The following is a 25,121-nucleotide window of genomic DNA, read 5'->3' as shown; positions in this document are numbered from 1 at the left end:
ATGACCCAGGAGAAAGAACAGCCCCGGCTGCGCCTGACCGCTGTCTCCAAGCGGTTCGGCGCGGTCCGGGCCATTCAGCACGCCGACCTCACCGTCCGGGCGGGCCAGGTGCACGCCCTGGTCGGTGAGAACGGCGCCGGCAAGTCCACGATGATCAAGATCGTCGCCGGGGCGGAGACGTCCGACACGGGCGAGATCGAGTGGGACGGGAGCCCGGTGAGGATCGGCTCCACGACGGACGCGATCGCCCTCGGCATCGCGACCGTCTACCAGGAGCCGCAGCTCTTCCCGGAGCTGACCGTCGCGGAGAACATCTTCCTCGGCAAGGAGATCAAGAAGCGGGGAAGGGTCGACTGGGCCGGGCAGAACGCGAAGGTGGTCGAGCTCCTCGAACTGCTCGGCCTCCCGGCGAAGTACGCGACCGCCACGGTCGGCGACCTCTCGATCGCCGAGCAGCAGCAGGTCTCGATCGCGAAGGCGCTCTCCGGCGACGCGAAGGTGCTGATCCTCGACGAGCCGTCGGCGATCCTCACCGACGCCGAGATCGAGGTGCTCTTCGACGTGGTCCGGCGGCTGACCGCCTCCGGCGTGAGCGTCATCTACATCTCGCACCGGCTGGACGAGCTGTTCCGCATCGCCGACGAGGTGACGGTCATGCGCGACGGGCGCACCATCGGCACGTACCCGATCAAGGATCTGAGCGTGCGCGAGATCGCCCACCTGATGGTGGGTGAGGAGCTCTCCGACGACCGCCCGCACCGGGAGGTCCCGGACGGGCCGGCCGTGCTCGAGCTCAAGGGCCTCACCAGAGAGAACAAGTTCAAAGACGTCAATGTACGGGTGAGAGCCGGCGAGATCGTCGCCCTCTACGGCCTGGTGGGTTCCGGCGTCTCGGAGATCGCGGCTTCCTGCTACGGCATCGAGCGTGCCACGAGCGGCACCCTGGAGATCGCCGGGAAACCGGAAAGTCCGAGAAGCCCGGAGCACGCGCAGAAGCTGGGCATCGCCCTGCTGCCGGCGAACCGCAAGGTCGAGGGCATGTTCGGCTTCCAGTCGATCGCCTTCAACATCTCGGCCGGCCACCTCCGGCTCCTCTCCAAGCTCGGCGTGTTCGTCGACCGCGCCCGGGAGAAGGCCGTCGCCCTCGACATGATCAAGCGGCTGGCCGTGCGCACCCCGCACGAGCGGCAGCCGATCAGCGCGATGTCCGGCGGCAACGCCCAGAAGGTCGTGCTGGCCCGTCAGCTCGTGGAACGCCCGAAGGTGCTGATCCTCGCCGAGCCCACCCAGGGCGTCGACGTGGGCGCCAAGGAGGAGATCCACCGGCTGATCACCGAGCTCGCCGAGGAGGGCACCGCGGTGCTCGTGGTGACCTCGGACCTGCCGGAGGCGCTGCGCATCGCGGACCGCATCCAGGTGGTGCGCGGCGGCACCACGACCGAGGAGTTCGGCCCGGACGCCAAGCAGGTCGACCTGCTGGCCGCGGCCGCGGGAGGAAGCGAATGACCACGCTGGCTGTCAAGCCCGGGCAACGGGTCCTGCAGAGCCCGGTGACCGGCCAGGAGATCGTCCTGGTCGGCGTCATCGCGGTGCTCTGGGCGGCCCTCGCGGTCAGCACCCCGGCGTTCCTCACGGCCGGCTCGATCCAGCCGCTGCTGGTGGCGACCGCCCCGATCGCCCTGGTCGGCGTCGGCATGACCATCGTGATCATCACGGGCGGCATCGACGTCTCGGTCGGCGGCGCCATCATGGTGTGCTCGGTGATCACCGCGAAGGTGCTGGTCGAGGCGGAGGTGAGCCTCGGCGTCGCGGTGCTGATCTCGCTGCTGTCCGGCGCGGCGCTCGGCCTGGTCAACGGTGTGCTGATCGCCTACGGCCGGGTGCACGCCATCATCATCACGTTCGGCACGGCGAACATCTTCATGTTCCTCGGCCTGCAGATCTTCGGCTCGGGCACGGTGAACGGAATCCCCGCGACGCTCGCGTTCTTCGGGCGCGGACCGGACGGGCGCACGCTCGGCATCCCGCACGCGTTCCTGGTGACCATCCTGATCACCGCGGCGGCCTGGTGGTACCTGCGGCACACCGCGGGCGGCCGGCACTTCTTCGCGATCGGCGGCGACGCGCAGGCGGCACGGCTGGCCGGTGTCCGGGTGCAGCGGCGGGTGCTCCTCGCCTACGTGCTCACCGGCGTGCTGGTCGGTCTCGCGTCCTGCTTCGTGATCGCGCAGGGCACGTCCACGCTGGACCAGTCGGTCGGCTCCGGCAAGGAGCTGGCGGTGATCGCGGCCGTCGTCATCGGCGGAACGTCGATCATGGGCGGCCGGGGCTCGGTGCTCGGCACCCTGCTCGGCGCGCTCCTGGTGCAGACCGTGTCGTCCGGCGTGACCCAGCTCGGCTGGCGCTCGCAGCTGTCCGACCTGTTCGTCGGCATCTTCATCATCGTGGCGGTCGGCGCCGACCTGCTGCGGGCTCGCGCACGGAGGTCCCGATGACGACGACCACCCTGGAAAAACAGGATAAAGGCGAAAAAACCGATTTCGTACGACTTTTTCTGACGCAACGCATCCCACTGCTCGCCGTACTCATCGTCATCGTCGTCGTCACCTTCTTCATCAACGACGCCGGCGGCTACCTGACCGCACCCTACGACTTCGACTACATGTCGGCAGCGCTGATCAACGCGGTCCCCCTCGCGATGCTCGGCCTCGCCGAGATGCTGGTGATCCTCTCCGGCCGCGGCGGCATCGACCTGAGCGTCGGCGCCATCGTGAGCCTGGCCGGCATGATCTTCGGATTCGCGTACGGCGAGTGGGGCTGGCCGCTCTGGCTGGCGATCATCGCGACCGCCGGGTTCGGGGCGCTGCTCGGCGCGGTCAACGGCTTCCTGGTCTCCTACATCGGATTCCCGGCGCTGATCGCGACGCTCGCGACGTTCTACGCCTACAAGTCGATCGCCATCGTGATCAACAACCAGCAGCCGATCAGCACCGAGCCGATCCAGCAGCTCTTCTCGCTGAGCAAGTCGGTCGAGCTGCCGATCATCGGCCAGTACATCCCGGACGTGCCGCTCGGCATCTTCACGTTCCTGCTGCCCACGGTCGTGGCGGTGTGGCTGCTGCTGGCGCGGACCGCGTACGGCCGGCGCCTCTACGGCATCGGCACCAACGACGTGGCCGCGCGCTGGGCCGGCCTCCCGGTCCGGGACACGCGCTTCAAGGCGTACGTCTATGCGGGGTTGATCTCGGGTCTCGTCGCCGTCGTGACGGTGGCCCAGTTCGCCTCGGCCCGCCCCGACGCGGGTGTCTCGGGCAACGGCATGGCGCTGCCCGCGATCACCATCGCGGTCCTCGGCGGCGTGGCCATCACCGGTGGCATCGGCCGGGTCGCCGGCGTCGTGCTCGCCACCCTGCTCATCGTCTGGCTCAACGCCGGCATCCTGCTCGCCTTCGTCGGCAACGAGGGCTCGCAGTACCAGCTCCTCGCCCTCGGCGCGGTCCTCGTCTTCGCGGCGCTGCTGAACGGGCTCACCAATCGCAAGTATGGAGGCGCATCATCATGAACCTCGACGGACTCGACGGCTTCAGCATCGAGGTTCCCAGCTGGGCGTACGGCAACTCGGGCACCCGGTTCAAGGTCTTCACGACCAGGGGGGTGCCGCGGAATCCGTACGAGAAGATCTCGGACGCCGCGCAGGTCAACAAACTCACCGGGCTGGCGAACCGGGTATCCCTGCACATCCCGTGGGACGTGGTCGACGACTGGGCCGATCTGCGCAGGCACGCCGAGGACAACGGGGTCGCGATCGGCGCGATCAACTCGAACCTCTTCCAGGAGGACGAGTACCGCCTCGGCTCGCTCTGCAACCCGGACCCGGCGATCCGCCGCAAGGCCGTCGACCACCACCTGCAGTGCCTCGACGTGATGCGCGCGACCGGCTCGACCGACCTCAAGGTCTGGCTGCCGGACGGCCTGAACTATCCCGGTCAGGACTCGCTGCGCGGCCGGCAGGAGCGGCTCGCCGAGTCGCTCCGGGCGATCTACGACGCGATGGACCCGGACCAGCGGATGCTGCTCGAGTACAAGCTGTTCGAGCCGGCGTTCTACAGCATGGACATCCCGGACTGGGGCACCTCGCTGCTGCACTGCCTGGCGCTCGGCGAGCAGGCCACCGTCGTGCTCGACACCGGTCACCACGCGCCGGGCACGAACATCGAGTTCATCGTGATGCAGCTGCTGCGGCAGAACCGGCTGGGCGCGTTCGACTTCAACTCGCGCTTCTACGCCGACGACGACCTGATCGTGGGCGCGGCCGACCCGTTCCAGCTCTTCCGGATCCTGTCCGAGATCGTGGCGGCCGGCGCGCACCGGCCGGAGTCCGGCATCAACTTCATGCTGGACCAGTGCCACAACATCGAGGACAAGATCCCCGGCCAGATCCGCTCGGTCCTCAACGTCGAGCAGGCCCTGGCGAAGGCGCTGCTCATCGACCAGGAGGCGCTCGCCGAAGCCCAGCGCGCCGGTGACGTGCTGGCCGCCAACGCGATCCTGATGGACGCCTACGAGACCGATGTCCGCGGGGTCCTGGCGGACCGCCGCGAGGCGCGGGGCCTGCCGAGGGATCCGGTGGCGGCCTACCTCGCCTCCGGGTACGGGGAGAAGACCGCGAGCGAGCGCGTCGGCGGCACTCAGGCGGGATGGGGCGCCTGAAACGCGCACACGGCACGGTGGCGCGGCGCACCATGGTCGCATGGGAATCGTCGCGCCACCGAGTCACGGCGAACGGGTGGCGGCGATCCGCAAACGCCTGGCCGACATCGCCGACGGTGATCCGGGCCCGGCCGAGCGCGCCCTGCTGGCCCGGCTGCTGCGCTCGTTCGCCGCGAAGGCGCCGGCCGCCGCCGGCGAGCTGATCGACCTGCTCGGCGACGGCGCGACCACCGCGCTCCGGGAGCGGGCGCACGCGCTCAAGGGCTCGTCGGCGAACATCGGCGCGACAGCGCTCTCGGCGCTCTGCGCGGTCGTCGAGACCGAGGCCCGGGCCGGCCTCCGCCCCGACCCGGCGACCACCGCGCAGCACCTCCGGGACGAGGTCGCCGGGGTGGTGCGGGCGGTCACCGAGGTGGCGGAGAGCTACGAGCGCTGACCGCGGACCAGGTACTTCTGGTAGTCGGGGACGGCCGCGAGGACCGGCTCGACGATGTCGACGACCCGGGCGAAGTTGCTGAGCCGGTCCAGCATCACCTCGGTCGCCACGGTGCCGCGGCCGATCAGGACCAGGCCGTTGACCGCCACGACGTCCTCGGCCAGGCGCATCCCGACCTGGAGCTCCATGATCCGGACGGACTTCACGATCTCCTGGTGGGCCCGGACGCCCTTGACCTTGCGCAGCGCGGCCAGCACGTGCGGCGCGCCGTCCCCGCGCTCCTCGAGGGCGCCGATCGCGGTCGCGTCGTTCGACGAGCGGGACTCGATGACCTCGAAGTCGATCGCGGTGCGGACCACGTTGATGCCCGCCTCGACCAGCGCCGAGCGCCCGGCCTCGGGCGCCGGGTCGCCGGCCAGCCCCTGCACGATCGCGACGACGTCGTGCAGCATCGGGATGTCGCGCAGCAGCCGGACCGCGGCCCGCGGCATCGCGTTGACCATGGCCTGCTCGTCCGGGCCGAGCTGCTGCCCGCGGTCCAGCTTCTTGAGCACGGCCGGCGGCACGGTCACGGCGCCGAGCTGGGACGCCATGGCCGCCACCTCGATCTCCCAGAGCGCCTCCAGCTGGAGCTGCCGGCAGAGCTCGGCGACCAGGGTGCGGATCCGGCCGGCCCGGGCGAACGCCACCGGGCTGGCCAGCTCGAGACAGCCGAAGAGGGCCTGCACGCTGGCGCGCAGGGTGGTGTCGAGCAGCTCCCGGTCGTGCATGGCCTCGCCGTGCCGGGCCACCGCGTCGCCGACGATGCTGCGCAGCTCGTCGGTGCCGGCGGGCTTCGGCAGGTAGCGGTAGACGCCACCGGAGTTGATCGCGGCGATCGCCGTCTCGATGTCGCCGTGCCCGGTGTGCAGCACCCGGGTGGTGTCCGGGTACTCGACGGAGATCCGGCGCATCAGCTCGATGCCGTCCATGTTCGGCATCCGCATGTCGCTGACCACGGCCGCGACCGGGCCGTGCTCGGCCAGCACCTGGAGCGCCTCGACGCCGTCGGACGCGGTGAGCAGCTTGTGGTCGCGGCCCAGTTGCAGAGCGAGCGTCTGCAGCACGGTCTCCTCGTCGTCGACGAGAAGCACGACGGGCTTGCCCTCGTCGGCAACGGCCGACCGGAACAGCTCGGTCCCCATCTGGTCCCTCACTCGGTGGTGATGTGGTTACGTGAGGCTTATCGCCCTCCCCGGTCGGCGGTTGAGCGATTTTCCCGCCCCGATCTCCTCAGACCGCTGCCCTCCGGCGTCGAAGTAGATGCAACGTCCCGGCGACGTGCCGCCACCGAGACCCGAGGAAACGGATGACAAACGTGAGCGCTCCAGGGGAAGCCGCCCGTCTCGCGGCGGTGCACAGCTACCGGCTGCTCGACGCCCCGCGTCCGATCGTTCTCGACGAGCTCACCCGCCTCGCCGGCTCGGTCTTCGAGACCTCGATGTCCACCGTCACGCTCGTCGACGCCGACCGCCAGTGGTTCGCCGGCGCCACCGGCATGCCGGACGGCGGCGGACCGCTGTCCACCTCGTTCTGCGCCCGGGTGGTGGACCGCCGGCTCTCGCTGATCGTCCAGGACGCCCTCGACCACCCGGTCTACCGGACCTGGGGCAACGTCGTCGGCGCGCCGAACATCCGCTTCTACGCCGGCGTCCCGCTCGTCGACGAGGACGGCCACATGCTCGGCACCATGTGCGTGCTCGACGACCGCCCGCGCCCGGCCGGCGACCGCCGGCTGGACATGCTCACCACGATGGCCGGGCAGGCGGCCGGCCACCTCGCCGCCATCCGCAGCCGGATGCTGCTCACCGAGATCGGCGACGAGCTGTCCCGGGCGATCAGCCGCGAGGAGGACTTCGTCGCGACCGTCTCGCACGAGCTGCGCACCCCGGTCACCACCATCCAGGGCTACCTCGAGCTGCTGGTCGAGAACGAGGAGCTCGCGCCGTACCGCCGGCTGATCGACCCGATCCAGCGCAACGGCGAGCGCCTGGTCCGGATGGTCGACCACCTGCTGGCGGGCACCCGGCCGGCCGGGGCGCCGCTGCCGCTGCTGCGCGGCGGCACCGATCTGATCGCGATCGCCGAGGCGGGCGCGGCCGCCTGCCGGGCGCAGGCGGCGCAGCGCGACGTGCGCATCGTCGTCGAGGCGGCCGGCGAGCAGGTACGGGTGTCCGGCGACTTCACCCGGCTCAGCCAGGCGGCCGAGCAGCTGATCCGCAACGCGATCCTGTTCAGCGTGACCGGCACGACCGTCACGGTGCGGGTGATCGCGGACGGCCTGGAGGTCTCCGACGAGGGCGCCGGCATCCCGGAGGAGGAGCTGCCGTACGTGACCGAGCGCTTCTACCGCGGCCGGCACGCCCGGGAGCAGGCCGTCCCCGGGGTCGGCCTGGGTCTCGCCATCGTCGACCGGATCATGCGGGCGCACGACGGCACGCTCGCGATCACCTCGCCCGGTGTGGACCGGGGCACGACGGTCCGGATGGTTCTGCCCGGCTGATCCCCCGGTGCCCGTAGTCGCTCAGTCCCGCCCCGATCCTGCCGAATCGGAGTACGACGGCCGGTTCGAGGCGAGGGTGGGGCTATGGCGATCTTGCGGCGTCTCCGGCTGGCCGGCAGGCTCGGCGCCGCCTTCGCAGTGGTGCTGGTGCTGCTCGGCGTGGCTGTCGGGGTCGGCGCGATCGGGCTGACCCGGCAGCAGGCAGCGACCGAGGAGCTGCACACCCTGCAGGGTCTGGTGCGGCAGGTCGACGAGCAGAAGTTCCTCAACGCCGACATCTCCGGCTGGCAGCTCGCGGTCGCCTGGGACGTGTACCGGATCGGCAACCGGAAGGCGGTCGATCCCGCCAGCGAGAACCGGGCCGGGTTCCTGGCGAGCAAGGACGTGCTGGAGAAGCTGCTCGGCGACACGAACACGGCCGCCATGACCGCCGACGAGCAGGACTACTTCGACTCGATCAACGAGCAGTGGGAGAGGTACTTCGCGAACGACACCCAGATGATGGCGCTCTACCAGGCCGGCGAGATCGAGCAGGGCAACGCCATGATCCTGGGCGACGGCTACGAGATCTACTTCAAGATCGTCGAGGACACCGACGCGCTGGTCGACTCGGTCAGCGGCCGGGCCGCCGCGGCGGCGCAGGACGCGCGGTCGGAGGCGTCCTCCCTTCGTACGGTGATGATCGTGGTCTCGATCCTGGCGATCGCCGCCGCGGTGATCTTCTCGATCGCGGTGACCCGCAGCGTGGTGGTCCCGGTGGGCCGGCTGGTCGCGGCGATGCGCGGGGTGGCCGCCGGCGATCTCACGGTGCGCGTCGACACCTCCGGGAACGACGAGGTGGCCGAGATGGGCAGGGCCGTCGGCGAGGCGGTGGCCGGCGTCCGCGCCACGGTCGTCGAGATCCTCGAGAACGGCGGCCGGCTGACCGCGGCCTCGCAGACGATGCGCCAGGTCAGCGCGCAGATCGACACGGCCATCGCGGAGGCCGACCAGCAGGCCGGGCTCGCCGCCTCCAGCGCCGCCGGGGTATCCGGCAACGTCAACACGGTCGCGGCCGGCTCCACCGAGATGGGCTCGGCGATCGGCGAGATTTCCCGCAACGCCGCCGACGCGGCCCAGGTCGCCTCGGACGCGGTCGGCGCGGCCCGGACCACCAGCGAGACCATCAACCGGCTCGGCGAGTCGTCCGCGCAGATCGGCGACGTCATCAAGACGATCACCGCGATCGCCGAGCAGACCAACCTGCTCGCCCTGAACGCCACCATCGAGGCGGCCCGGGCCGGCGAGGCGGGCAAGGGCTTCGCCGTGGTGGCGAGCGAGGTGAAGGACCTGGCCCAGGAGACCGCGCGGGCCACCGAGGACATCGCCCGCCGGGTCGAGGCGATCCAGACCGGCACCGGGCAGGCGGTCACCGCGATCGACGAGATCAGCCGGATCATCTCGCAGATCAGCGACTACCAGACCACGATCGCCTCGGCGGTCGAGGAGCAGAGCGCCACCACCGCGGAGATGAACCGGGGCGTCGGCGAGGCCGCGGCCGGCGTCACCGACATCGCGAACAACATCGCGAGCGTGGCGCACAGCACCGCGACGAGCCGGGAGGCGGTCGGCCTCGCGGCCCGGACCGCCGAGGACGTTCAGGAACTGGCGGACCGGCTGCGCGACGCGGCCAACCGGTTCACGGTCTGACCCCGGGTCAGCAGCGGCAGCACGCCGGTCACGTCGAGCGACCGGCGGACGATGCCGCGGGGGCGGGACACCCGGAGCTCGGCCCCGCGCGCCGCCGCCCCGGCGTGCGCGTTCAGGAACATGTCGATCCCGGACGAGTCGCAGAACGTCAGGCCGGCCACGTCGAGCACGAGCCGGCGCGCCCCGTCGTCGAGGGCGCGGTTCACCTGCTCCTCGACCTGGTCGGCGGTGGCCAGGTCGAGCTCGCCGCGCAGCTGGAGACGGACCACCGGCCCGTCGTCGATCCGCACGATCCTCACGACTCCCACCCGGCCACGCCGGGGCACGGGTGCAGCTCGACGAGCACGCGCTTCCCACCCCGGTAGTTCTGCACCGACCAGCCGACCGCGAGCGCCTCGATCAGCGCGATCCCCCGGCCGCCCCCGCCGTCCGGGTCGCGGCGGCGCGGCACCACGGACGAGCCGTCCGCGACCGACACCACCACCCTGTCCTCGTGGGCCTCGAGCTGCAGCGCGACCAGGCCGCCGCCGTGCCGCACCGCGTTGGTCACCAGTTCGCTCACCACGACGGCGGCGCCGTCGACCCAGTCCGGATCGCGGAAGCCCCAGCCGGCCAGCACCGCTACGACGGCCCGCCGGGCCGCGCCGGGTGCGCCACGGTCCAGCGGAACGTCCAAGTGGGCGGTCAACGCGCTCATACACAAACCCCAGAGTCGCCGATGTGCGGCCGGACAGTACCCCGGGGACACGGTCGGCGAAACCTTACGAGTGGGGGTGCTCCCCCAGCAGTTTCGTGGCGAGCACGGCGGCCTGCGTACGGCGCTCCAGGCCGAGCTTCGCGAGCAGGCTGGACACGTAGTTCTTCACGGTCTTCTCGGCCAGGAACATCCGCGCCGCGATCTCCCGGTTGGTCAGCCCCTCGGCCACGTGCTCGAGGATCCGGCGCTCCTGGTCGGTCAGCGAGGCCAGCTCGCGCGGCTGCTCGACGCCGTTCCGGATCCGCTCCAGGACCCGCTGGGTGACCTGCGGGTCGAGCAGGGACTGGCCGGCCGCGACCCGGCGGACCGCGTCGACCAGGTCGGTGCCGCGAATCTGCTTCAGCACGTAGCCGGACGCGCCCGCCATGATCGCGGCGAAGAGCGCCTCGTCGTCCTCGTACGACGTCAGGATCAGGCCCTTGATCGACGAGTCGATCGCCCGGACGTCCCGGCAGACGTCGATGCCGTTGCCGTCCGGCAGCCGGGCGTCGAGGACCGCCACGTCGGGGCGCAGCGCCGGGATCCGTGCGGCGGCCTCGCGCGCGGAGCCGGACTCGCCGATCACCTCGATGCCGCCGCCCGCTTCGAGCAGGTCGACGAGGCCGCGGCGGACGACTTCGTGGTCGTCGAGGAGGAAGACTCGGATCATGTCTCCTTTCTAGTCCCCGGGTGGCCCGGACACCTAGGGCCATAGGTCCCGCGCCACCGGACCCCGGTCCCGGTAGCCTCGACGCGTGTCCGACGCATCGGCTCCCTCGCTCGGCCTGAGCCCCCTCTCCCGGGTCCGCCTCGACGCGTTGCTGCAGGAGATGCAGAACCGGGTCGGCGACATCGTGACCAGCCGGGAGCGCCTGCGTGCCCTGCTCGACGCGGTCGTCGGCATCGGCACCGACCTCGATCTGCGCAGCACCCTGCAGCGGATCGTCGAGGCGGCGTGTGCCCTGGCCGACGCTCGTTATGGCGCGCTCGGCGTGCTCGCGCCCGAGCGCGATCACCTGTCCGACTTCGTCACGCACGGCATCCCGCCCGAGGCCCACGCGAAGATCGGTGACCTGCCGCACGGCCGCGGGGTGCTCGGCCTCCTGATCACCGATCCGCACCCGGTGCGGCTTCCGGACATCACCCAACACCCCGATTCGTACGGATTTCCGCCGCACCACCCGCCGATGCACAGCTTCCTCGGCGTCCCGGTCCGGACCCGTGAGCGGATCTTCGGCAACCTCTACCTCGCCGAGAAGCGGGGCGCCGCCGAGTTCAGCGAGGACGACGAGGAGATCGTGGTAGCGCTCGCCGCGGCGGCCGGCGTCGCGATCGACAACGCCCGGCTCTACGAGCTCGCCCAGCGGCGGCAGCGGTGGCTCGAGGCGGCCTCCGAGATCACCGGGGTTCTGCTCGGGACGGTCCGGCGTACCGAGGCGCTGCGGCTGATCGCCCGCCGGGCCCGGGAGGTGGCCGGCGCCGAGCTCGTGCTGGTCCTGCTCTACGACGAGGAGAACGCGCGGTTCACCATCGAGGCGGCCGACGGCGCCGACCCGGCCTGCGCGGGCCTGACCGGCAAGATCGTCGCCGGCGACCTCGACAGCTTCCCCGGCGGTTTCCTGGACGACCTGCGGGCGGCGGCCGAATGGCCCGGACCGGTCCCGGCCGGCCCGGCGCTCGCCGCGCCCCTCGCCGGCCGTGACATGCCCCAGGGCGTGCTGATCGTCAGCCGGACCGGCCCGGAGGACGCGGTCCTGCTCTCCACGTTCGCCGGGCAGGCCGCCCTCGCCCTGGAACGCGCCCGTGCCCAGGAGGAGCGCGAGCTGCTCGCCGTCCTGGAGGACCGCGAGCGGATCGCCCGGGACCTGCACGACGTGGTGATCCAGCGGCTCTTCGCGACCGGCATGCAGCTCCAGGCCGCGGCCGGCCCCTCGGTCCGGCCGGACGTCGCCAAGCGGATCAACGCGGCCGTCGACGACCTGGACGCCACGATCCGCGACATCCGCCGGTCGATCTTCGAGCTGCGCGCCCCGATCGGTGCGACCTTCCGCAACGAGCTGCGCGACACCGTCGACGACGCGGCCGCCACCCTCGGCTTCCGGCCCGGCCTGGAGACGTCCGGGCCGGTGGAGAGCGCGATTCCGGACGACGTGGTGCCGGAGCTCACGGCCGTGCTGCGGGAGGCGCTCTCCAACGTGGCCCGGCATGCGGGGGCCACCGCCGTACGCGTGTCGGTGCGCGTCGCGGACGGCGAGCTGATCCTCCAGGTGGAGGACGACGGCGTCGGGATGGACCCGGCGCTGGCCCGCGGTGGCGTCGTGAACATGGGCGAGCGGGCCCACGACCTCGGCGGCTCCTTCGAGGCGGGACCCCGGCCGCAGGGCGGCGGGACCCTGGTCACCTGGCGCGTTCCTCTTTAGGACTTTCGCCCCTTAACCGGAGGTGGTCCGGCGGGCCACCGTAGGAGGATGACCCGCTACGACCAGTCGGACCTGCGGCGAGCAGCCGCCGCGGCGATCTACGCACCCTCGATGCACAACACCCAGCCCTGGGCGTTCCGTCTGCGCGACGGCGCCATCGAAGTGCTCGCCGACGGCCGGCGGCGGCTGGAGGTCGCCGACCGGAGCGGCTGGGCGCTGCGCCTGGCCTGCGGGGCGGCCACCTTCAACGCCCGCCTCGCGCTGGCCTGGGCGGGCACCCCGGCGGAGGTGCGGCTGCTCCCGCCGGACGCTCCCGAGGTGATCGCCCGCCTCACCCCGGGCCGGCGCCGGCCGCCCACCTACGCCGAGCGCGACCGGTACGCGGCGATCGAGCGCCGGCACAGCAACCGCGACCCGTTCTGGCCCGACCCGGTCCCGGCCGACGTGCGGATCCGGCTCATCGAGGCGGCCCGGGCCGAGAACGCCTGGCTCGACCTGCTGGTCGGGATGACCGCGCTGACCGGGTTCTCGGAGATCGCGCACAGCGCCGACCGGGTGCTGCGCCGCGACGAGCACTACCAGGCCGAGCTGATCACCTGGACCGGCACCGACGACGCGCCGGACGGCATGCCGGTCGCGGTCGGCGCCCCGGTCGGCGAGCCGCAGGACCTGGTACCGCAGCGCGCGTTCGCGCAGCGCCGGCGCGGGCCGGGCCGCGACTACGAGCCGGAGCCGCTGATCGGCATCCTCGGCACCCCCGGCGACCGCCGGCTCGACCAGGTGGTGGCCGGCCAGGCGCTGCAGAACGTGCTGCTGACGCTCACCGACGCCGGCCTGGCCGCGTCGCTGATCTCCCAGCCGATCGAGGTGCCGCCGGCCCGCGACCAGCTGCGCCGCTCGCTGGGCCGGACCGGGTTCCCGCAGATGGCGGTCCGGGTCGGGTACGGCCACCCCGGCCACCCGTCGCCGCGACGCGACGTCGCCGACGTGATCATGGGGTGAAAGTCGCCACTTTGGCAGTTGCAAGGGATATGCAACAACCGAGGACGGCCAATATGCTGCCCGCATGGACACTCAGGCGATGCACATCGCCAACGGGATCATCAACGGTCCCGTCTCGGCGGCCTTCCTGGCCATCGCGGTCGCAGGCCTGGCGCTCTGCGTCGCCCGGGCCAAGACCGACCTCGACGACCGGCTCGCCCCGATGGCCGGGCTCGTCGCCGCCTTCATCTTCGCCGTGCAGATGCTCAACTTCCAGGTGCTGCCGGGTGTCTCCGGTCACCTGCTGGGCGGCACCCTCGCGGTGATCCTGGTCGGCCCGTGGGTCGGTGCGCTCTGCGTCGCCACCGTGCTGATCGTGCAGTGCCTGCTCTTCGCCGACGGCGGGCTCACCGCCCTCGGGCTGAACGTCACGAACATGGCCCTGATCGGCACCGCGGCCGCGTACGTCCTGGTCGCCGCGCTGCTGCGGGTGCTCCCCCGCACGGTCCGCGGACTCGGCGCGACGGCCTTCATCGCCTCCATCGTCGGCGTCGTGGTGGCCTCGATGGGCTTCGTCCTGGAGTACGCGCTCGGCGGCACCACCGAGCTCTCGATCGGCGCGATCGCCGGCACGATGGCCGGCGTGCACACGCTGATCGGCATCGGCGAGGGCCTGATCGCCGCGACCACCGTGATGACGGTGGCCCGGGTGCGCCCCGACCTGGTCTACGCCCTCCGGCACTTCCGTACCCGGGAAAAGGTGACGGCATGAACAAGAAGCTCTTCATCGCCGCCGGGCTCCTCGTCGCCCTGCTCCTGGCCGGCGTGGTCTCGAGCTTCGCCTCCGGCAGCCCGGACGGCCTCGACTACGCGGCCCGCGAGGGGTGCACCTTCGACGCCCAGGGCGAGATCACCGGCGGCACCTGCATGGCCCAGCAGGAGGGCGAGCACCAGCTCGGCGACAGCCCGCTGGCCGACTACGGCATCAAGGGCATCGACAACTCCTTCCTGTCGACCGGCCTCTCCGGCGTCCTCGGGGTGCTGATCACCTTCGGTATCGGCGGCGGGCTGTTCTGGGTGCTCCGGCGCCGCCAGTCCTCGTCCTCGTGAACGCCACCCTCCACCTCGACCGGGACAGCCCGCTGCACCGCCTCTCCCCCGAGGTGAAGATCGTCGCGGTGGTGCTGTTCACCGTCGTCGTGGTGATCACGCCGCGGACCGAGTTCGCGGCGTTCGGCGGCTACGCGCTGCTGATCGCCCTGGTCGCGGTACTGGCCCGGGTCCCGGCACTCTGGCTCGCCAAGCGGGCCACCATCGAGCTGCCGTTCGTGCTGCTGGCCGTGGCGCTGCCGTTCGCCGGGCACGGCGAGCGCATCGACTGGCACGGCCTGTCGCTCTCGGTCGACGGCCTCTACGGCGCGTGGAACATCTTCGCGAAGGGCACCCTCGGCGTCCTCGCGTCGCTGCTGCTCGCCGCCACCACGACGACACGGGACCTGGTCCTCGGCCTGGACCGGCTGCGCTGCCCGCAGGTGTTCACCCAGATCATGACGTTCATGCTGCGGTACATCGACGTGCTCGCCGACGACGCCCGCCGGATGCGGATCGCCCGGCTCTCCCGCGGCTACGACCCGCGGTTCCTCTGGCAGGTGAAGGCGTTCGCGGTCGGCGTCGGGGCGCTGTTCCTGCGCTCCTACGAGCGCGGCGAGCGGGTCTACCTCGCGATGCTGTCCCGCGGGTACGCCGGCCGGCTGCCGCAGACCGCCGGCGGCCCGGCGCCGCTGCGGGAGTGGGCGGTCAGCGCGGCCCTCCCGGTGGCGGCCGCCGGGATAGCCGTCGCCGGGCTGGCCCTAGCATGATCGACATGGACGCTCTGCGGATCACGGGACTGCGTTTCTCGTACCCTGACGGGCGCGAAGCGCTCCGCGGGGTTGATCTTTCGCTGCGGAACGGCGAGCGCGTCGCCCTGCTCGGCCCGAACGGCGCCGGCAAGACCACCCTGGTGCTGCACCTCAACGGCATCCTGCACGGCGGCCCGGGCCGGGTGGAGATCTCCGGCCTGCCGGTGACACCGGGCGACCGGCAGGCGATCGCCGAGATCCGCCGCCGGGTCGGGATCGTCTTCCAGGACCCGGACGACCAGCTCTTCATGCCCACGGTCGCCGAGGACGTCGCGTTCGGCCCGGCCAACATGGGCGTCCGCGGCGCCGAACTGGCCCAGCGCGTCGACGAGGCGCTGGCCGCGGTCGGCATGAGCGAGCACCGGGACAAGGTGCCGCACCACCTCTCCTTCGGGCAGCGCCGCCGGGTCGCGGTCGCGACGGTCCTGGCGATGCGGCCGGAGATCCTGGTGCTGGACGAGCCGTCCTCGAACCTCGACCCGGCGTGCCGCCGTGAACTCGCCGAGATCCTCGAGTCGCTGCCGGTCACCGTGCTGATGGTGACCCACGACCTGCCGTACGCGCTGGAGCTGTGCCCGCGCGCGGTCATCCTCGACGACGGCGCGATCGTGGCCGACGGCCCGACCGCCGACCTGCTCGCCGACCGCGACCTGATGGCCGCCCACCGGCTGGAGCTGCCGTTCGGCTTCGACCCGGCGGTCGCTCTCGCCTCCCGCCGTACCCGGCCGTAGAACAGGGCGATGCCCCAGCCGCAGGGGGATCGGCTGGGGCATCGCTGGCTTTTCAGTTCCTTCAGTAACCGAAGTCCTGGGTGTAGTACGGCGTGCCGTTCGCGGAGAACACCGCGCCGACGCCGACGGTCTTGGACTTGCAGTTGAGGATGTTGGTGCGGTGGCCCGGGCTCTTCATCCAGCCGTTGACGACCTGCGCGGCGGTGCGGTAGCCCCAGGCGATGTTCTCGGCGGACGGCTTGGCGTAGCCGGCGGCCTTCGACCGGGCGACGAAGTTGGAGTTGGAGCGGCCGGTGTGGGAGAAGGTGCCGGTCTGCGCCATCCACGCGCTGTGACCCCGGGCCGCGGTGGTCAGCTTGGCGTCGACCTTGAGGGCCGCGCAGCCGTGCGAGGTGCGCTGGACGTTGATCAGGCGGTTGATCTCGTTCTGCAGGGTGGCCTCGCCGGCCTTGGCGGTGCTGGCCTGGGTGGCGGTGGTCTTCGCCGGGGTGGCGGCCTGGGCGGTGCCGGCGGTCATCGTGGCGAGGCCGAGGGTGGCCGGGGCGATGAGGGCGGCGGCCAGGGCGAAGCGGCGAAGAACGTTGCGCAAGAGCGGTCCCTTTCGTCGGTGTTTCGCGGTTGCGCTGTTCTGTTCGGCCCGCATCCGGCTGGTTGGATCTCCGTCCTGGTGCGCGTGCGTGGCGGGACGGTTGCCGGCCCACGGCGTTCCCGGCTGTACGGGAGGGCGACATTTCGGGCGCGGACTCAGCCGTGGCGTACAGCCAGGCGGTGTTGGCTGTACGGGAGAGCGACAAATCGGGCGCCGACCCAGCCGTGGCGTACAGCCAGGTGGGGTTGGCTGTACCGGAGGGCGACAAATCGAGCATCAACCCAGCCGTGGCGTACAGCCGGGCCACCCGGGCTGAACGAGAGAGCGACAATTCGGGCGCCAACCCAGCCCTCACGTACAGCCAGGCCACCCTGGCTGTACCGGAGAGCGACAAAACGGCCGGCCTCGAAGGCCGGCCGTTCGACGAGACGATGGGTTCAGGCGGCCTGCTGCAGCGGCGCCTCCACCCCGCCCACCAACGCCTGCCAGGTGGTCCGGCCGACGACCCCGTCGACCAGGATGGCCGCGTCCTGCTGGAAGGCACGCACCGCCCGCTCGGTCTCCGGCCCGTAGACCCCGTCGACCTCGGTCGGGAACTCCTGCTGCACGCCGCGGACCGCGTTGCCCCGGGCGCCGGGCCGCACCTCGACGATCAGCGCCTCCCATGTCGCCGGGCAGACCACGCCGTTGTCGGGAAGGTTCTTGGCCCACTGGAAGGCGCGCACCGCGTCACCGGTCTGCGCGCCGAAGACGCCGTCGACGGTCACGGTCTGGCCGTGTGCGAGCAACAGGAACTGCAGGGTGGTAACCGAGTGATCCTTGGCGCCCTGCCGGGTCGTCGGCCACGGGTTCATAGAGGGTCCCCTTCCTCATCATCGAGCGACGGGTGTTGTGCTCCCTTCACCTTCGCTTAATCCGGCCGTTGATTGAAAGGGTGAGACACGTCTCCGCAGAAGATTCTTAAGAGAGACATCAGCTCTCGGCCCAGTCCCCCAACGACCAGTCCCGGACCTCGGGCATGTCCTCGAGGTGCTCGACGATGTACTGCTCGTGCCGCTCGAGCTGGGACTCGCACCAGGCCTTCAGCTCGCTGGCCCCGGTCGGCAGCCGGCGCGCGTTGTTGATCGCGTCCATCACCAGGTGGTAGCGCGACGCCCGGTTGCGGACCGTCATGTCGAACGGCGTGGTCGTGGTGCCCTGCTCGATGAAGCCGCGCACCCGGAACCGGTCGGCGTCGGGCCGGCCGTGCACCAGCTGGTGGATGGCGCCCGGGTATCCGTGGAAGGAGAACACCACGTCCACCTGGTCGGTGAACAGTTCCCGGAACCGGGTCTCGCTCATCCCGTGCGGGTGGTCCTTCGGCCGCGGCAGCGTCATCAGGTCGACGACGTTGACCACGCGCACCCGCAGATGGGGCAGCTTCTCCTTGAGGATCTGCGCGGCCGCCACGGTCTCCATGGTGACCACGTCGCCGGCGCAGGCGAGGACGATGTCCGGGTCGGAGGTGCCGTCGTCGGTGCCGGCCCACTCCCAGACGCCGGCGCCCTGCCGGGCGTGCTCGATCGCGGAGTCCATGTCGAGCCACTGCAGCTGCGGCTGCTTGTCAATGACGATCAGGTTGATGTACGACCGCGACCGGAAGCAGTGGTCGGCGACCGAGAGCAGCGTGTTGGCGTCCGGCGGCAGGTAGACCCGGGCCACGTCGCCGCGCTGGGTCAGCACGTTCTGGATCAGGCCGGGGCCCTGGTGTGAGAAGCCGTTGTGGTCGTTGCGCCAGGCCGTCGAGGTGAGCAGGATGTTCAGGCTCGGAACCTTCGCCCGCCACGGCAGGTGGGATGCCTCCTGCAACCACTTGCCGTGCTGGATCGTCTGCGACGCGCTGACCATGGCGAACGCCTCGTACGTGGCGAACATGCCGTGCCGGCCGGTGAGGTTGTAGCCCTCCAGCCAGCCGTGGCAGTTGTGCTCGGAGAGCACCTCCATGACCCGGCCGTCCTTGCTGATCTTCACGTCGTCGCCGGTGACGGACTCCATGAAGCCGCGGTCGGAGACCTCGAAGACGGCGCCGAGCCGGTTGCTGTTCGTCTCGTCCGGGCAGAACAACCGGAACCGGTCGCTGTTGCGCGTGTAGATGTCGCGCATCATCTCGCCGAGCTTGCGGGTCGACTCGGCCCGGCCCTGCGCCGGCCGTTTCACCTCGACGGCGTAGTCCCGGAAGTCCGGCAGGTCCAGGTCGCGGGTGAGGACACCGCCGTTCGCGTGCGGGCTGGCGCTCATCCGCAGGTCGCCGTCGGGCGCTTGATCCTTGATGAGCTGGACAGGAGCACCATGGGGATCGAAAAGCTCTTCCGGACGGTACGACCTGAGCCACTTCTCCAGCTCGCGCAGGTGGTCCGGGTTGTCCCGGACGCCGGAGAGCGGGACCTGGTGCGACCGCCAGGTGCCGGTCACGGTGACGCCGTCGATCTTCTCGGGGCCGGTCCAGCCCTTCGGCGAGCGCAGGATGATGAGCGGCCAGTGCGGGCGCTTGCCGTCCCAGTCGCCGCCGCGGGCCGCGTCCTGGATCGTACGGATCCTGTTCCACGCCTCAGCGAGCGCCTTGGCGAACCGGTGGTGCATGCCGGGCAGGTCCTCGCCGGAGACCTCGATGATCTCGTACCCATGGCCTTCGAGAAGTTTGCGCACCTCGGCCGGGTCCTTGCGGGCGAGCACGGTCGGGCCGGCGATCTTCGCGCCGTTCAGGTGCAGGATCGGCAGCACAGCGCCGTCGTGCGCCGGGTTGATGAACGAGATGCCCTTCCATGAACCCTCGAGCGGGCCGGTCTCGGCCTCGCCGTCCCCGACCACCGCGACGGTGAGCAGGTCGGGGTTGTCCATCACCGAGCCGAACGCGTGCACCAGCACGTAGCCCAGCTCGCCGCCCTCGTGGATCGAACCGGGCGTGGTCACCGAGACGTGCGACGGGATGCCGCCGGGGCTGGAGAACTGGCGGAACAGGCGCAGCACGCCGGCCTCGTCCTGGCCGACCTTCGGGTAGATCTCCGAGTAGGTGCCCTCCAGATATCCGGCGGCGACCAGCGCGGGCCCGCCGTGGCCGGGTCCGGCCAGATAGATCGTCTGCTGCCCGGTCTTCTTGATCAGGCGCGAGACGTGGGCGTAGATGAACGAGAGCCCGGGGCTGGTGCCCCAGTGCCCGAGCAGGCGGGGCTTGATGTGCTCGGTGGCGAGCGGCTCCTTCAGCAGCGGATTGCCCTGGAGGTAGATCTGGCCGATGGTCAGATAGTTGTTCGCCCGCCACCAGGCGTCGAGGCCCGCGACCTCGTTCTCGTCGGGCTCCGCCAGCGTGCGCACGAGCTCGTCGTGGTGCGGCGCGCCGGCCTGGTTCTCCGAAACGGCGGTCACGGTGATTCCTCTCGATCGGGTCGTGTTCAACGTATCGATGGAAGATCCACAGGGCATGGGTCTTTGGTCCCGGCCCCGAGGGGCACGTTACCCACGAATCCGGACCCGACGCGTGAGCCCGGACATGAAGGTCCCGTGAAAGACTTCTACCAGGGACCGGCGGCCTTCCGGGTCATCCCGGACGAATGGGATCCGGTCGCGCGCGACGGGGTCCCGGACATCTTCCGGCGCTGAAAATCGTTAAGCTCGTCGATGTGACAGCTGTCGATAGAGTCCTCGTCGTCGGCGCCGGCATCTCCGGCGCGGCCACCGCCATCCGGCTCGCCGAGGGCGGTGTCACGGTCGACCTGATCGACGCGCGCCCGTCGCCGCCCGCGGTCGGGTCGGGGATCACGCTGCAGGGCAATGCGCTGCGCGTCCTGCGCGAGCTGGGCGTCTGGGGACGCCTTCAACAGCACGGGTACGGGTTCGACACGCTCGGCATCCGGGCCCCGGACCCGGCCGGGACCGTGCTGGCCGAGGTCACCGACATCCGCACCGGCGGCCCGGACCTGCCGGCCACGTTCGGCACCTACCGCCCGGTACTGGCCCGCATCCTGCTCGACCGTGCGGCCGCGGCCGGCGCCAAGGTCCGGTTCGGCACCGAGCTGGTCGCGCTCGACCAGGACGGCTCCTCGGTCGCGGTCACCTTCGCGGACGGTACGACGGACCGCTACGACCTGGTCGTCGGCGCCGACGGGATCCGCTCCCGCACCCGGGCGGCGGCCGGCATCGAGCTGACCACCCGGGACCTCGGCATGGAGATCTGGCGGGTGGTCGCCCCGCGGCCGGCGTCGGTGACCCGCACCGACCTGTTCCTGGGCGGCCCGCTCTACATCGCGGGGTACTGCCCGACCGGCGAGAAGTCGCTCTACGCGTACCTCGTCGAGCCGCCGCGGAATCGCGGTGATCTCACCCTCGGCGAGCAGCTGGCGGTGGTCCGCGAACTGGCCGCCGCCTACCACGGCCCGTGGGACGCGATCCGGGACGCGCTCGCCGACGCCGGATCGGTCAACTTCACCACGTTCCAGACCCACCTGCTCGACCCGCCCTGGAACCGCGGCCGCGTCGTCGTGATCGGCGACGCGGCGCACGCGTTCCCACCCACCCTGGCCCAGGGCGCCGCCCAGTCCCTGGAGGACGCCACGGTCCTCACCGAGCTGCTGCTCACCCACGACGCGGTCACCGACGACCTGTGGGCCGAGTTCACCGAGCGCCGCTTCGACCGCGTCCGCACCGTCCTCGGTGCGTCGCTGCAGCTCTGCCAGTGGCTGCTCGACGGCGAGCGCGGCGACATCCCCGGCCTGCACACGAAGGTGGCACAGCTGGTTTCGCCGCCCGCCTGACCACTCCAGGATGGAGGGATGGGCCGGACTCTCAGCTACACCGACGCCGTGCGGCTGCTCGGCGGTCAGGACAGCGCCGTCGTGGGCGCCATCGAGAAGCTCGCGGGCGGCGTCCTCCTGATCGCCGCGCCGGGCGTGACCGAACTGCTCGGCTGGTTCGACGCCAAGGCCGAGTTCGTGCGGCTCAGCCACGAGCTGGTCCGCGGCCTGTACGGCAGGCGGCTGTCCCGCTACGGCCGCACCGAGCGGCTGGACGCCGCCCGCAACGTGATCGTCCTGGTCGCGTTCTTCGAGTCGCTGCCCCGCGAGCTCGCCGAGCTGCACGAGACCCGGTTCGACCAGGTCGCCTTCGCCGGGCTGGACGGCGGCGAGCGGCGGGTCACCGCGGACCGGCGGGCCGGGTACCTGGTCGAGCTGATGCAGTCGGCCGGCTCGCCGCGCCCCACCCCGCAGCAGTCACCCGAGTCCTTCGCCGCCGATCTGCGCGACGAGTACGCCAGGCTCGCGAACGCCATGACGGAGCTGTTCGAGGATCTGGCCCTCGCCACCGACCTCGGCGAGCCGGGCCTGCGGCGAATACACGACGGCCTGGAGGCGCTGCCGGACCGGGCGGTCGCCCGCTATCAGGACCTGTTCCGCCAGCTGGTCGCCGACTTCCCGGAGATGGCCTGCTGGGCGAGCCAGCAGGAGCACCGCTCCACCCGGGCCGCGCTCGCCGGCCTGAAGGACCGGCTGCAGGACATCTCCACCGGCCGGGCCCCGGACGAGCGCCGGGAAGGGCTGGCCCGCGCGTACCGTGCGGCACTGCGGGAGAACGTGGTCGATTCCAGCGACGTGCCGGGCGGCATCGAGGTGCCGAAGCTCGGCGAGGCCTACCTCGCACCCCGGTTCCGGGCCGCGGACGCGCCGCCGGCCTCGCGGGTCGGCGACGAGGGCTGGTGGGCGGAGCTGCCGGTCCGGGACGATCTGGAGGAGTTCCTGGTCGGGCACCTGACCAGCCCGCAAGCGACCCGGGCGCCGCTGCTCGTGCTGGGTCAGCCGGGCGCCGGCAAGTCGGTGCTCACCAAGGTTCTCGCCGCCCGGCTGCCGGCCGCCGACTTCCTGCCGGTGCGGGTCGTGCTGCGGGAGACGCCCGCGACCGACGACCTTCAGGATCAGATCGAGTACGCGGTCCGCAGCGCCACCGGTGAACGCGTCGACTGGCCGGCCCTGTCCCGCAGCTCCGGCGACGCCCTGCCGGTGATCCTGCTCGACGGCTTCGACGAGCTGCTGCAGGCGGCCGGGGTGAGCCGGACCGACTACCTGCGGCGGGTGGCCCGTTTCCAGCACCGCGAGGCCGATCAGGGCCGCCCGGTGGCGGTCGTGGTGACCACCCGGACCGCGGTGGCGGACCGGGCCGGCGCACCCGAGGGGACGGTGGCACTGCGCCTGGAGCCCTTCGACGACGAGCGGATCACGACCTGGCTCGGCGTCTGGAACCGCGCGAACACCCGGCACCTCGCCGACCGCGGTCTGTCGCCGCTGTCGCCGTCCACCGTCCTGGCGCACCGTGACCTGGCCGGGCAGCCGTTGCTGCTGCTCATGCTGGCCCTCTACGACGCCGACGGCAACGCCCTGCAGCGCGCCGGCGACGACCTGCGCACCCACGAGCTCTACGAGCGGCTGCTCCGCACGTTCGCGGTCCGGGAGATCACCAAGCACCGCCCCGGCCTGCCCGGGCACGACCTCGCCGTCGCCGCCGAGGAGGAGCTGCGCCGGCTCTCGGTGGTGGCGTTCGCGATGTTCAACCGGGCCGCCCTCTGGGTGACCGAGGCCGATCTGGAGACCGACCTGGCCGCGCTGTTCGGCCCCGCGCGGCCGTCCGCGGCCGGCCTGCGCGCGCAGCTGCGGCACGCCGAGCTGACGCTCGGCAGGTTCTTCTTCATCCATCGGGCGCGGGCTTCCCGGGACGAGGCCTTCCTTCAGACGTACGAGTTCCTGCACGCCACCTTCGGCGAATACCTCGTGGCCCGGATGACGTGGCAGGTCGTGCGCGACATGGCGGCCCGCAGCCGCGCCACCGCGCTGTCCCTCACCGCCGTCCCCACCGCCGACGACGACCTGCTCCGCGCCCTGCTGTCCTTCCAGCCGCTCTGCGTACGAGGGCCGGTCACCGGCTTCCTGTCCGACCTGGCGTCGGCCGCCACGCCGGAGGAACGGTCCACGCTGCGCGGCATGCTGCTGCACCTGTTCCGCGGGGTGAACCACACCCGGCCCACCCACCACTACGCCGACTACCGCCCGGCCTCCCCGAGCGAGCCGGCCCGCTACGCCGCCTACGCCGCCAACCTGCTCCTGCTGCTGCTCAGCGTGTCGCCGGCCGTCCTGGCGAGCGAGCTGTTCGACGGCAGCCCGGACGTGGTCGAGTCCTGGCACGACCAGGCGCTGCTCTGGCGCTCCCAGCTGAGCACCGACGGCTGGACCGGCCTGGTCGGCACGGTGCAACTGGACCTACCACAACCTGCACCCGGACCAGCTGCGCCGGAAGGCCTGGTTCCAGGCCAGCATGCTCGACGACATGGCGCAGCACGCCCTGGAGCCGCTCTCCGAGCGGATCGGCGTCAGCGTCAACACGTTCACCGGCTGGTGGGAGGACCGGTTCCCCTCACCGGCGCACCTGTTGATGCGGGTGTGGCTGGCTCCCTCGCGCGAGGCGTACCGGGCCGCGGCCGAGGTCGCCGCCTCGGACTTCCCGACCTGGAGCGACACCGACTACCAGCGTTACACGAGGCTGCTGCTGGACCGGCTGCACTCGGACTCCGAGGCGGAACCCGGAACGGTCCCCGAGGTCTACACCATCCTCCGGGCCGCGAAACGATCGATCATCTCAGCCGAGGGGATCCCGCCCGTCGCGGAGGGTGGCCAGCGCTGACGCGTACATCCGCTCCTTGATCGTGGAAAGGGTGGGTCCCGCCTTGCCCGCGCTTGCCGCGGCGATCTCCATCGCCGTGCTCCTGACCTGGTCCTCGGCGACCGCGCGATCCACGATGCCGGCCCGCACCGCGTCCTCGCCGCCGTAGCGCCGGCCCGTCGTCATCGCCTCGTGCGCGGTCTGCGGCGTGAGCCGGGACTGGATCAGCGCGGACATGCCCCGGCTGAACGGGATCTCGATGTCCACCTCCGGCAGGCACCAGAAGCCGCGGTCGGCGCGCATCACCCGGAAGTCGTGCGCCAGCGACAGCATCGCTCCCGCCGCGAACGTGTGACCCTGCAGCGCCGCCACGGTGATCAGCGGGAGGGAGAGCACCCGGGCGAAGAGGTCGTGCACCGACACGACGTACTCCTGGAAGCGGTCCGGGTTGGCGCCGAGCCACTCCAGATCGAGCCCGTTCGAGAAGAACTTGCCGGTCGCGGTCGTCACCAGCGCCGCCGGGGAGGCCTTGACGACCTCGTCGAGCGCGCCGTTCACCGCGACGATCCAGTCCGGGTGGAAGCGGTTCTCGGTGTCGCCGATGTCGAGCACGAAGACGTCGCCGTGGCGTTCGAGTGTGGTCATGGTCGATCCCCTCTTGAAGTTACCAGCAGGTAACTTAGCAGAGCCCCGCCAGAACGGGGTGTCG

Annotated in this window: 23 protein-coding genes; 15 read left to right on the top strand and 8 right to left on the bottom strand. The window is 71.4% G+C overall.

The genetic code is table 11. The features are described 5' to 3' along the window. Genes AB0G10_RS07995 through AB0G10_RS07975 form a run of 5 tightly spaced genes read left to right on the top strand, consistent with a single transcriptional unit; the run spans position 1 to position 5,146 of the window. A complete protein-coding gene (locus tag AB0G10_RS07995) occupies positions 1-1,506 on the top strand; it encodes a sugar ABC transporter ATP-binding protein (RefSeq protein ID WP_360918026.1) in 1,506 nt (501 codons plus the stop codon). After that, positions 1,503-2,495 (top strand): ABC transporter permease, encoded by a 993-nt coding sequence (locus tag AB0G10_RS07990; protein WP_360918025.1) that lies wholly within the window; start codon positions 1,503-1,505, stop codon positions 2,493-2,495. The genes AB0G10_RS07995 and AB0G10_RS07990 overlap by 4 nt, the downstream gene beginning before the upstream one ends. Continuing rightward, positions 2,492-3,562 carry an ABC transporter permease gene (locus tag AB0G10_RS07985; RefSeq protein WP_360918024.1) on the top strand — a complete coding sequence of 357 codons (1,071 nt, stop codon included), beginning with the start codon at positions 2,492-2,494 and terminating at the stop codon, positions 3,560-3,562. The genes AB0G10_RS07990 and AB0G10_RS07985 overlap by 4 nt, the downstream gene beginning before the upstream one ends. Beyond that, positions 3,559-4,710 carry an L-rhamnose isomerase gene (gene rhaI, locus AB0G10_RS07980; RefSeq protein WP_360918023.1) on the top strand — a complete coding sequence of 384 codons (1,152 nt, stop codon included), beginning with the start codon at positions 3,559-3,561 and terminating at the stop codon, positions 4,708-4,710. Before AB0G10_RS07985 ends, rhaI begins: the two co-directional genes overlap by 4 nt. A 40-nt stretch (positions 4,711-4,750) precedes the next feature. Beyond that, positions 4,751-5,146 carry an Hpt domain-containing protein gene (locus AB0G10_RS07975; protein ID WP_360918022.1) on the top strand — a complete coding sequence of 132 codons (396 nt, stop codon included), beginning with the start codon at positions 4,751-4,753 and terminating at the stop codon, positions 5,144-5,146. On the opposite strand, the gene AB0G10_RS07970 is transcribed toward AB0G10_RS07975, so the two are convergent. Further along, positions 5,134-6,330 (bottom strand): response regulator, encoded by a 1,197-nt coding sequence (locus tag AB0G10_RS07970; RefSeq protein ID WP_360918021.1) that lies wholly within the window; start codon positions 6,328-6,330, stop codon positions 5,134-5,136. The two genes, AB0G10_RS07975 and AB0G10_RS07970, sit on opposite strands and share 13 nt — an antisense overlap. Before the next feature lie 173 nt (positions 6,331-6,503). Between AB0G10_RS07970 and AB0G10_RS07965 the strand changes: the two genes are divergently transcribed. Continuing rightward, positions 6,504-7,688, top strand: coding sequence for a GAF domain-containing sensor histidine kinase (locus tag AB0G10_RS07965; RefSeq protein WP_360918020.1), 1,185 nt, complete (start codon positions 6,504-6,506; stop codon positions 7,686-7,688). An 84-nt stretch (positions 7,689-7,772) separates the two neighbouring features. Then, the gene (locus AB0G10_RS07960; protein WP_360918019.1) at positions 7,773-9,377 is read left to right on the top strand and encodes a methyl-accepting chemotaxis protein; all 1,605 of its coding nucleotides are present in this window, start codon (positions 7,773-7,775) and stop codon (positions 9,375-9,377) included. Here the strand turns inward: AB0G10_RS07960 and AB0G10_RS07955 are convergent. The 3 genes from AB0G10_RS07955 to AB0G10_RS07945 form a co-directional block, all read right to left on the bottom strand. Beyond that, positions 9,326-9,676, bottom strand: a complete 351-nt coding sequence (locus tag AB0G10_RS07955; protein WP_360918018.1) for an STAS domain-containing protein — start codon at positions 9,674-9,676, stop codon at positions 9,326-9,328. The two genes, AB0G10_RS07960 and AB0G10_RS07955, sit on opposite strands and share 52 nt — an antisense overlap. Continuing rightward, entirely contained in the window at positions 9,673-10,074 is a 402-nt protein-coding gene (locus tag AB0G10_RS07950) for an ATP-binding protein (RefSeq protein ID WP_360918017.1), read from the bottom strand. Before AB0G10_RS07950 ends, AB0G10_RS07955 begins: the two co-directional genes overlap by 4 nt. A 64-nt stretch (positions 10,075-10,138) precedes the next feature. Then, positions 10,139-10,783 (bottom strand): response regulator transcription factor, encoded by a 645-nt coding sequence (locus AB0G10_RS07945; RefSeq protein ID WP_360918016.1) that lies wholly within the window; start codon positions 10,781-10,783, stop codon positions 10,139-10,141. Between the two features lie 160 nt (positions 10,784-10,943). Here AB0G10_RS07945 and AB0G10_RS07940 point away from each other — a divergent pair, with 160 nt between their 5' ends. The 6 genes from AB0G10_RS07940 to AB0G10_RS07915 all read left to right on the top strand — a co-directional run bounded on the left by AB0G10_RS07940 (position 10,944) and on the right by AB0G10_RS07915 (position 16,146). Further along, the gene (locus tag AB0G10_RS07940) at positions 10,944-12,533 is read left to right on the top strand and encodes a GAF domain-containing sensor histidine kinase (protein WP_360920643.1); all 1,590 of its coding nucleotides are present in this window, start codon (positions 10,944-10,946) and stop codon (positions 12,531-12,533) included. A 48-nt stretch (positions 12,534-12,581) separates the two neighbouring features. After that, positions 12,582-13,535: a nitroreductase family protein gene (locus tag AB0G10_RS07935; protein WP_360918015.1), complete on the top strand. Its 954-nt coding sequence runs from the start codon at positions 12,582-12,584 to the stop codon at positions 13,533-13,535. 64 nt (positions 13,536-13,599) lie between these two features. Continuing rightward, a complete protein-coding gene (locus tag AB0G10_RS07930) occupies positions 13,600-14,286 on the top strand; it encodes an energy-coupling factor ABC transporter permease (RefSeq protein ID WP_360918014.1) in 687 nt (228 codons plus the stop codon). After that, entirely contained in the window at positions 14,283-14,624 is a 342-nt protein-coding gene (locus AB0G10_RS07925; RefSeq protein ID WP_360918013.1) for a PDGLE domain-containing protein, read from the top strand. The genes AB0G10_RS07930 and AB0G10_RS07925 overlap by 4 nt, the downstream gene beginning before the upstream one ends. Continuing rightward, positions 14,621-15,373, top strand: a complete 753-nt coding sequence (gene cbiQ, locus AB0G10_RS07920; protein ID WP_360918012.1) for a cobalt ECF transporter T component CbiQ — start codon at positions 14,621-14,623, stop codon at positions 15,371-15,373. Before AB0G10_RS07925 ends, cbiQ begins: the two co-directional genes overlap by 4 nt. 5 nt (positions 15,374-15,378) lie before the next feature. Then, complete coding sequence (locus tag AB0G10_RS07915) at positions 15,379-16,146, top strand: ABC transporter ATP-binding protein (RefSeq protein WP_360918011.1); 768 nt, start codon at positions 15,379-15,381, stop codon at positions 16,144-16,146. 61 nt (positions 16,147-16,207) lie between these two features. Here AB0G10_RS07915 and AB0G10_RS07910 read toward each other — a convergent pair whose 3' ends face one another. The 3 genes from AB0G10_RS07910 to AB0G10_RS07900 all read right to left on the bottom strand — a co-directional run bounded on the left by AB0G10_RS07910 (position 16,208) and on the right by AB0G10_RS07900 (position 20,137). Beyond that, positions 16,208-16,735 (bottom strand): CAP domain-containing protein, encoded by a 528-nt coding sequence (locus AB0G10_RS07910; protein ID WP_360918010.1) that lies wholly within the window; start codon positions 16,733-16,735, stop codon positions 16,208-16,210. Positions 16,736-17,172: 437 nt separating this feature from the next. Then, entirely contained in the window at positions 17,173-17,589 is a 417-nt protein-coding gene (locus AB0G10_RS07905) for a peptidoglycan-binding protein (protein WP_360918009.1), read from the bottom strand. 118 nt (positions 17,590-17,707) lie between these two features. Beyond that, positions 17,708-20,137, bottom strand: coding sequence for a phosphoketolase family protein (locus AB0G10_RS07900; RefSeq protein ID WP_360918008.1), 2,430 nt, complete (start codon positions 20,135-20,137; stop codon positions 17,708-17,710). Between the two features lie 254 nt (positions 20,138-20,391). Between AB0G10_RS07900 and AB0G10_RS07895 the strand changes: the two genes are divergently transcribed. Together AB0G10_RS07895 and AB0G10_RS07890 are read left to right on the top strand one after the other, a co-directional pair. Next, a complete protein-coding gene (locus AB0G10_RS07895) occupies positions 20,392-21,522 on the top strand; it encodes an FAD-dependent monooxygenase (RefSeq protein ID WP_360918007.1) in 1,131 nt (376 codons plus the stop codon). Positions 21,523-21,540: 18 nt separating this feature from the next. Further along, entirely contained in the window at positions 21,541-24,453 is a 2,913-nt protein-coding gene (locus AB0G10_RS07890; protein WP_360918006.1) for a hypothetical protein, read from the top strand. Here AB0G10_RS07890 and AB0G10_RS07885 read toward each other — a convergent pair. Next, entirely contained in the window at positions 24,389-25,057 is a 669-nt protein-coding gene (locus AB0G10_RS07885; RefSeq protein WP_360918005.1) for an enoyl-CoA hydratase-related protein, read from the bottom strand. The genes AB0G10_RS07890 and AB0G10_RS07885 overlap by 65 nt on opposite strands. Positions 25,058-25,121 lie beyond the last annotated feature (64 nt).

The organism is Actinoplanes sp. NPDC023714, from assembly GCF_040639855.1.
GTDB lineage: Bacteria > Actinomycetota > Actinomycetes > Mycobacteriales > Micromonosporaceae > Actinoplanes.
Note: the sequence above shows the minus strand (reverse complement) of the source record. Positions and strands in the feature narration are given on the sequence as shown.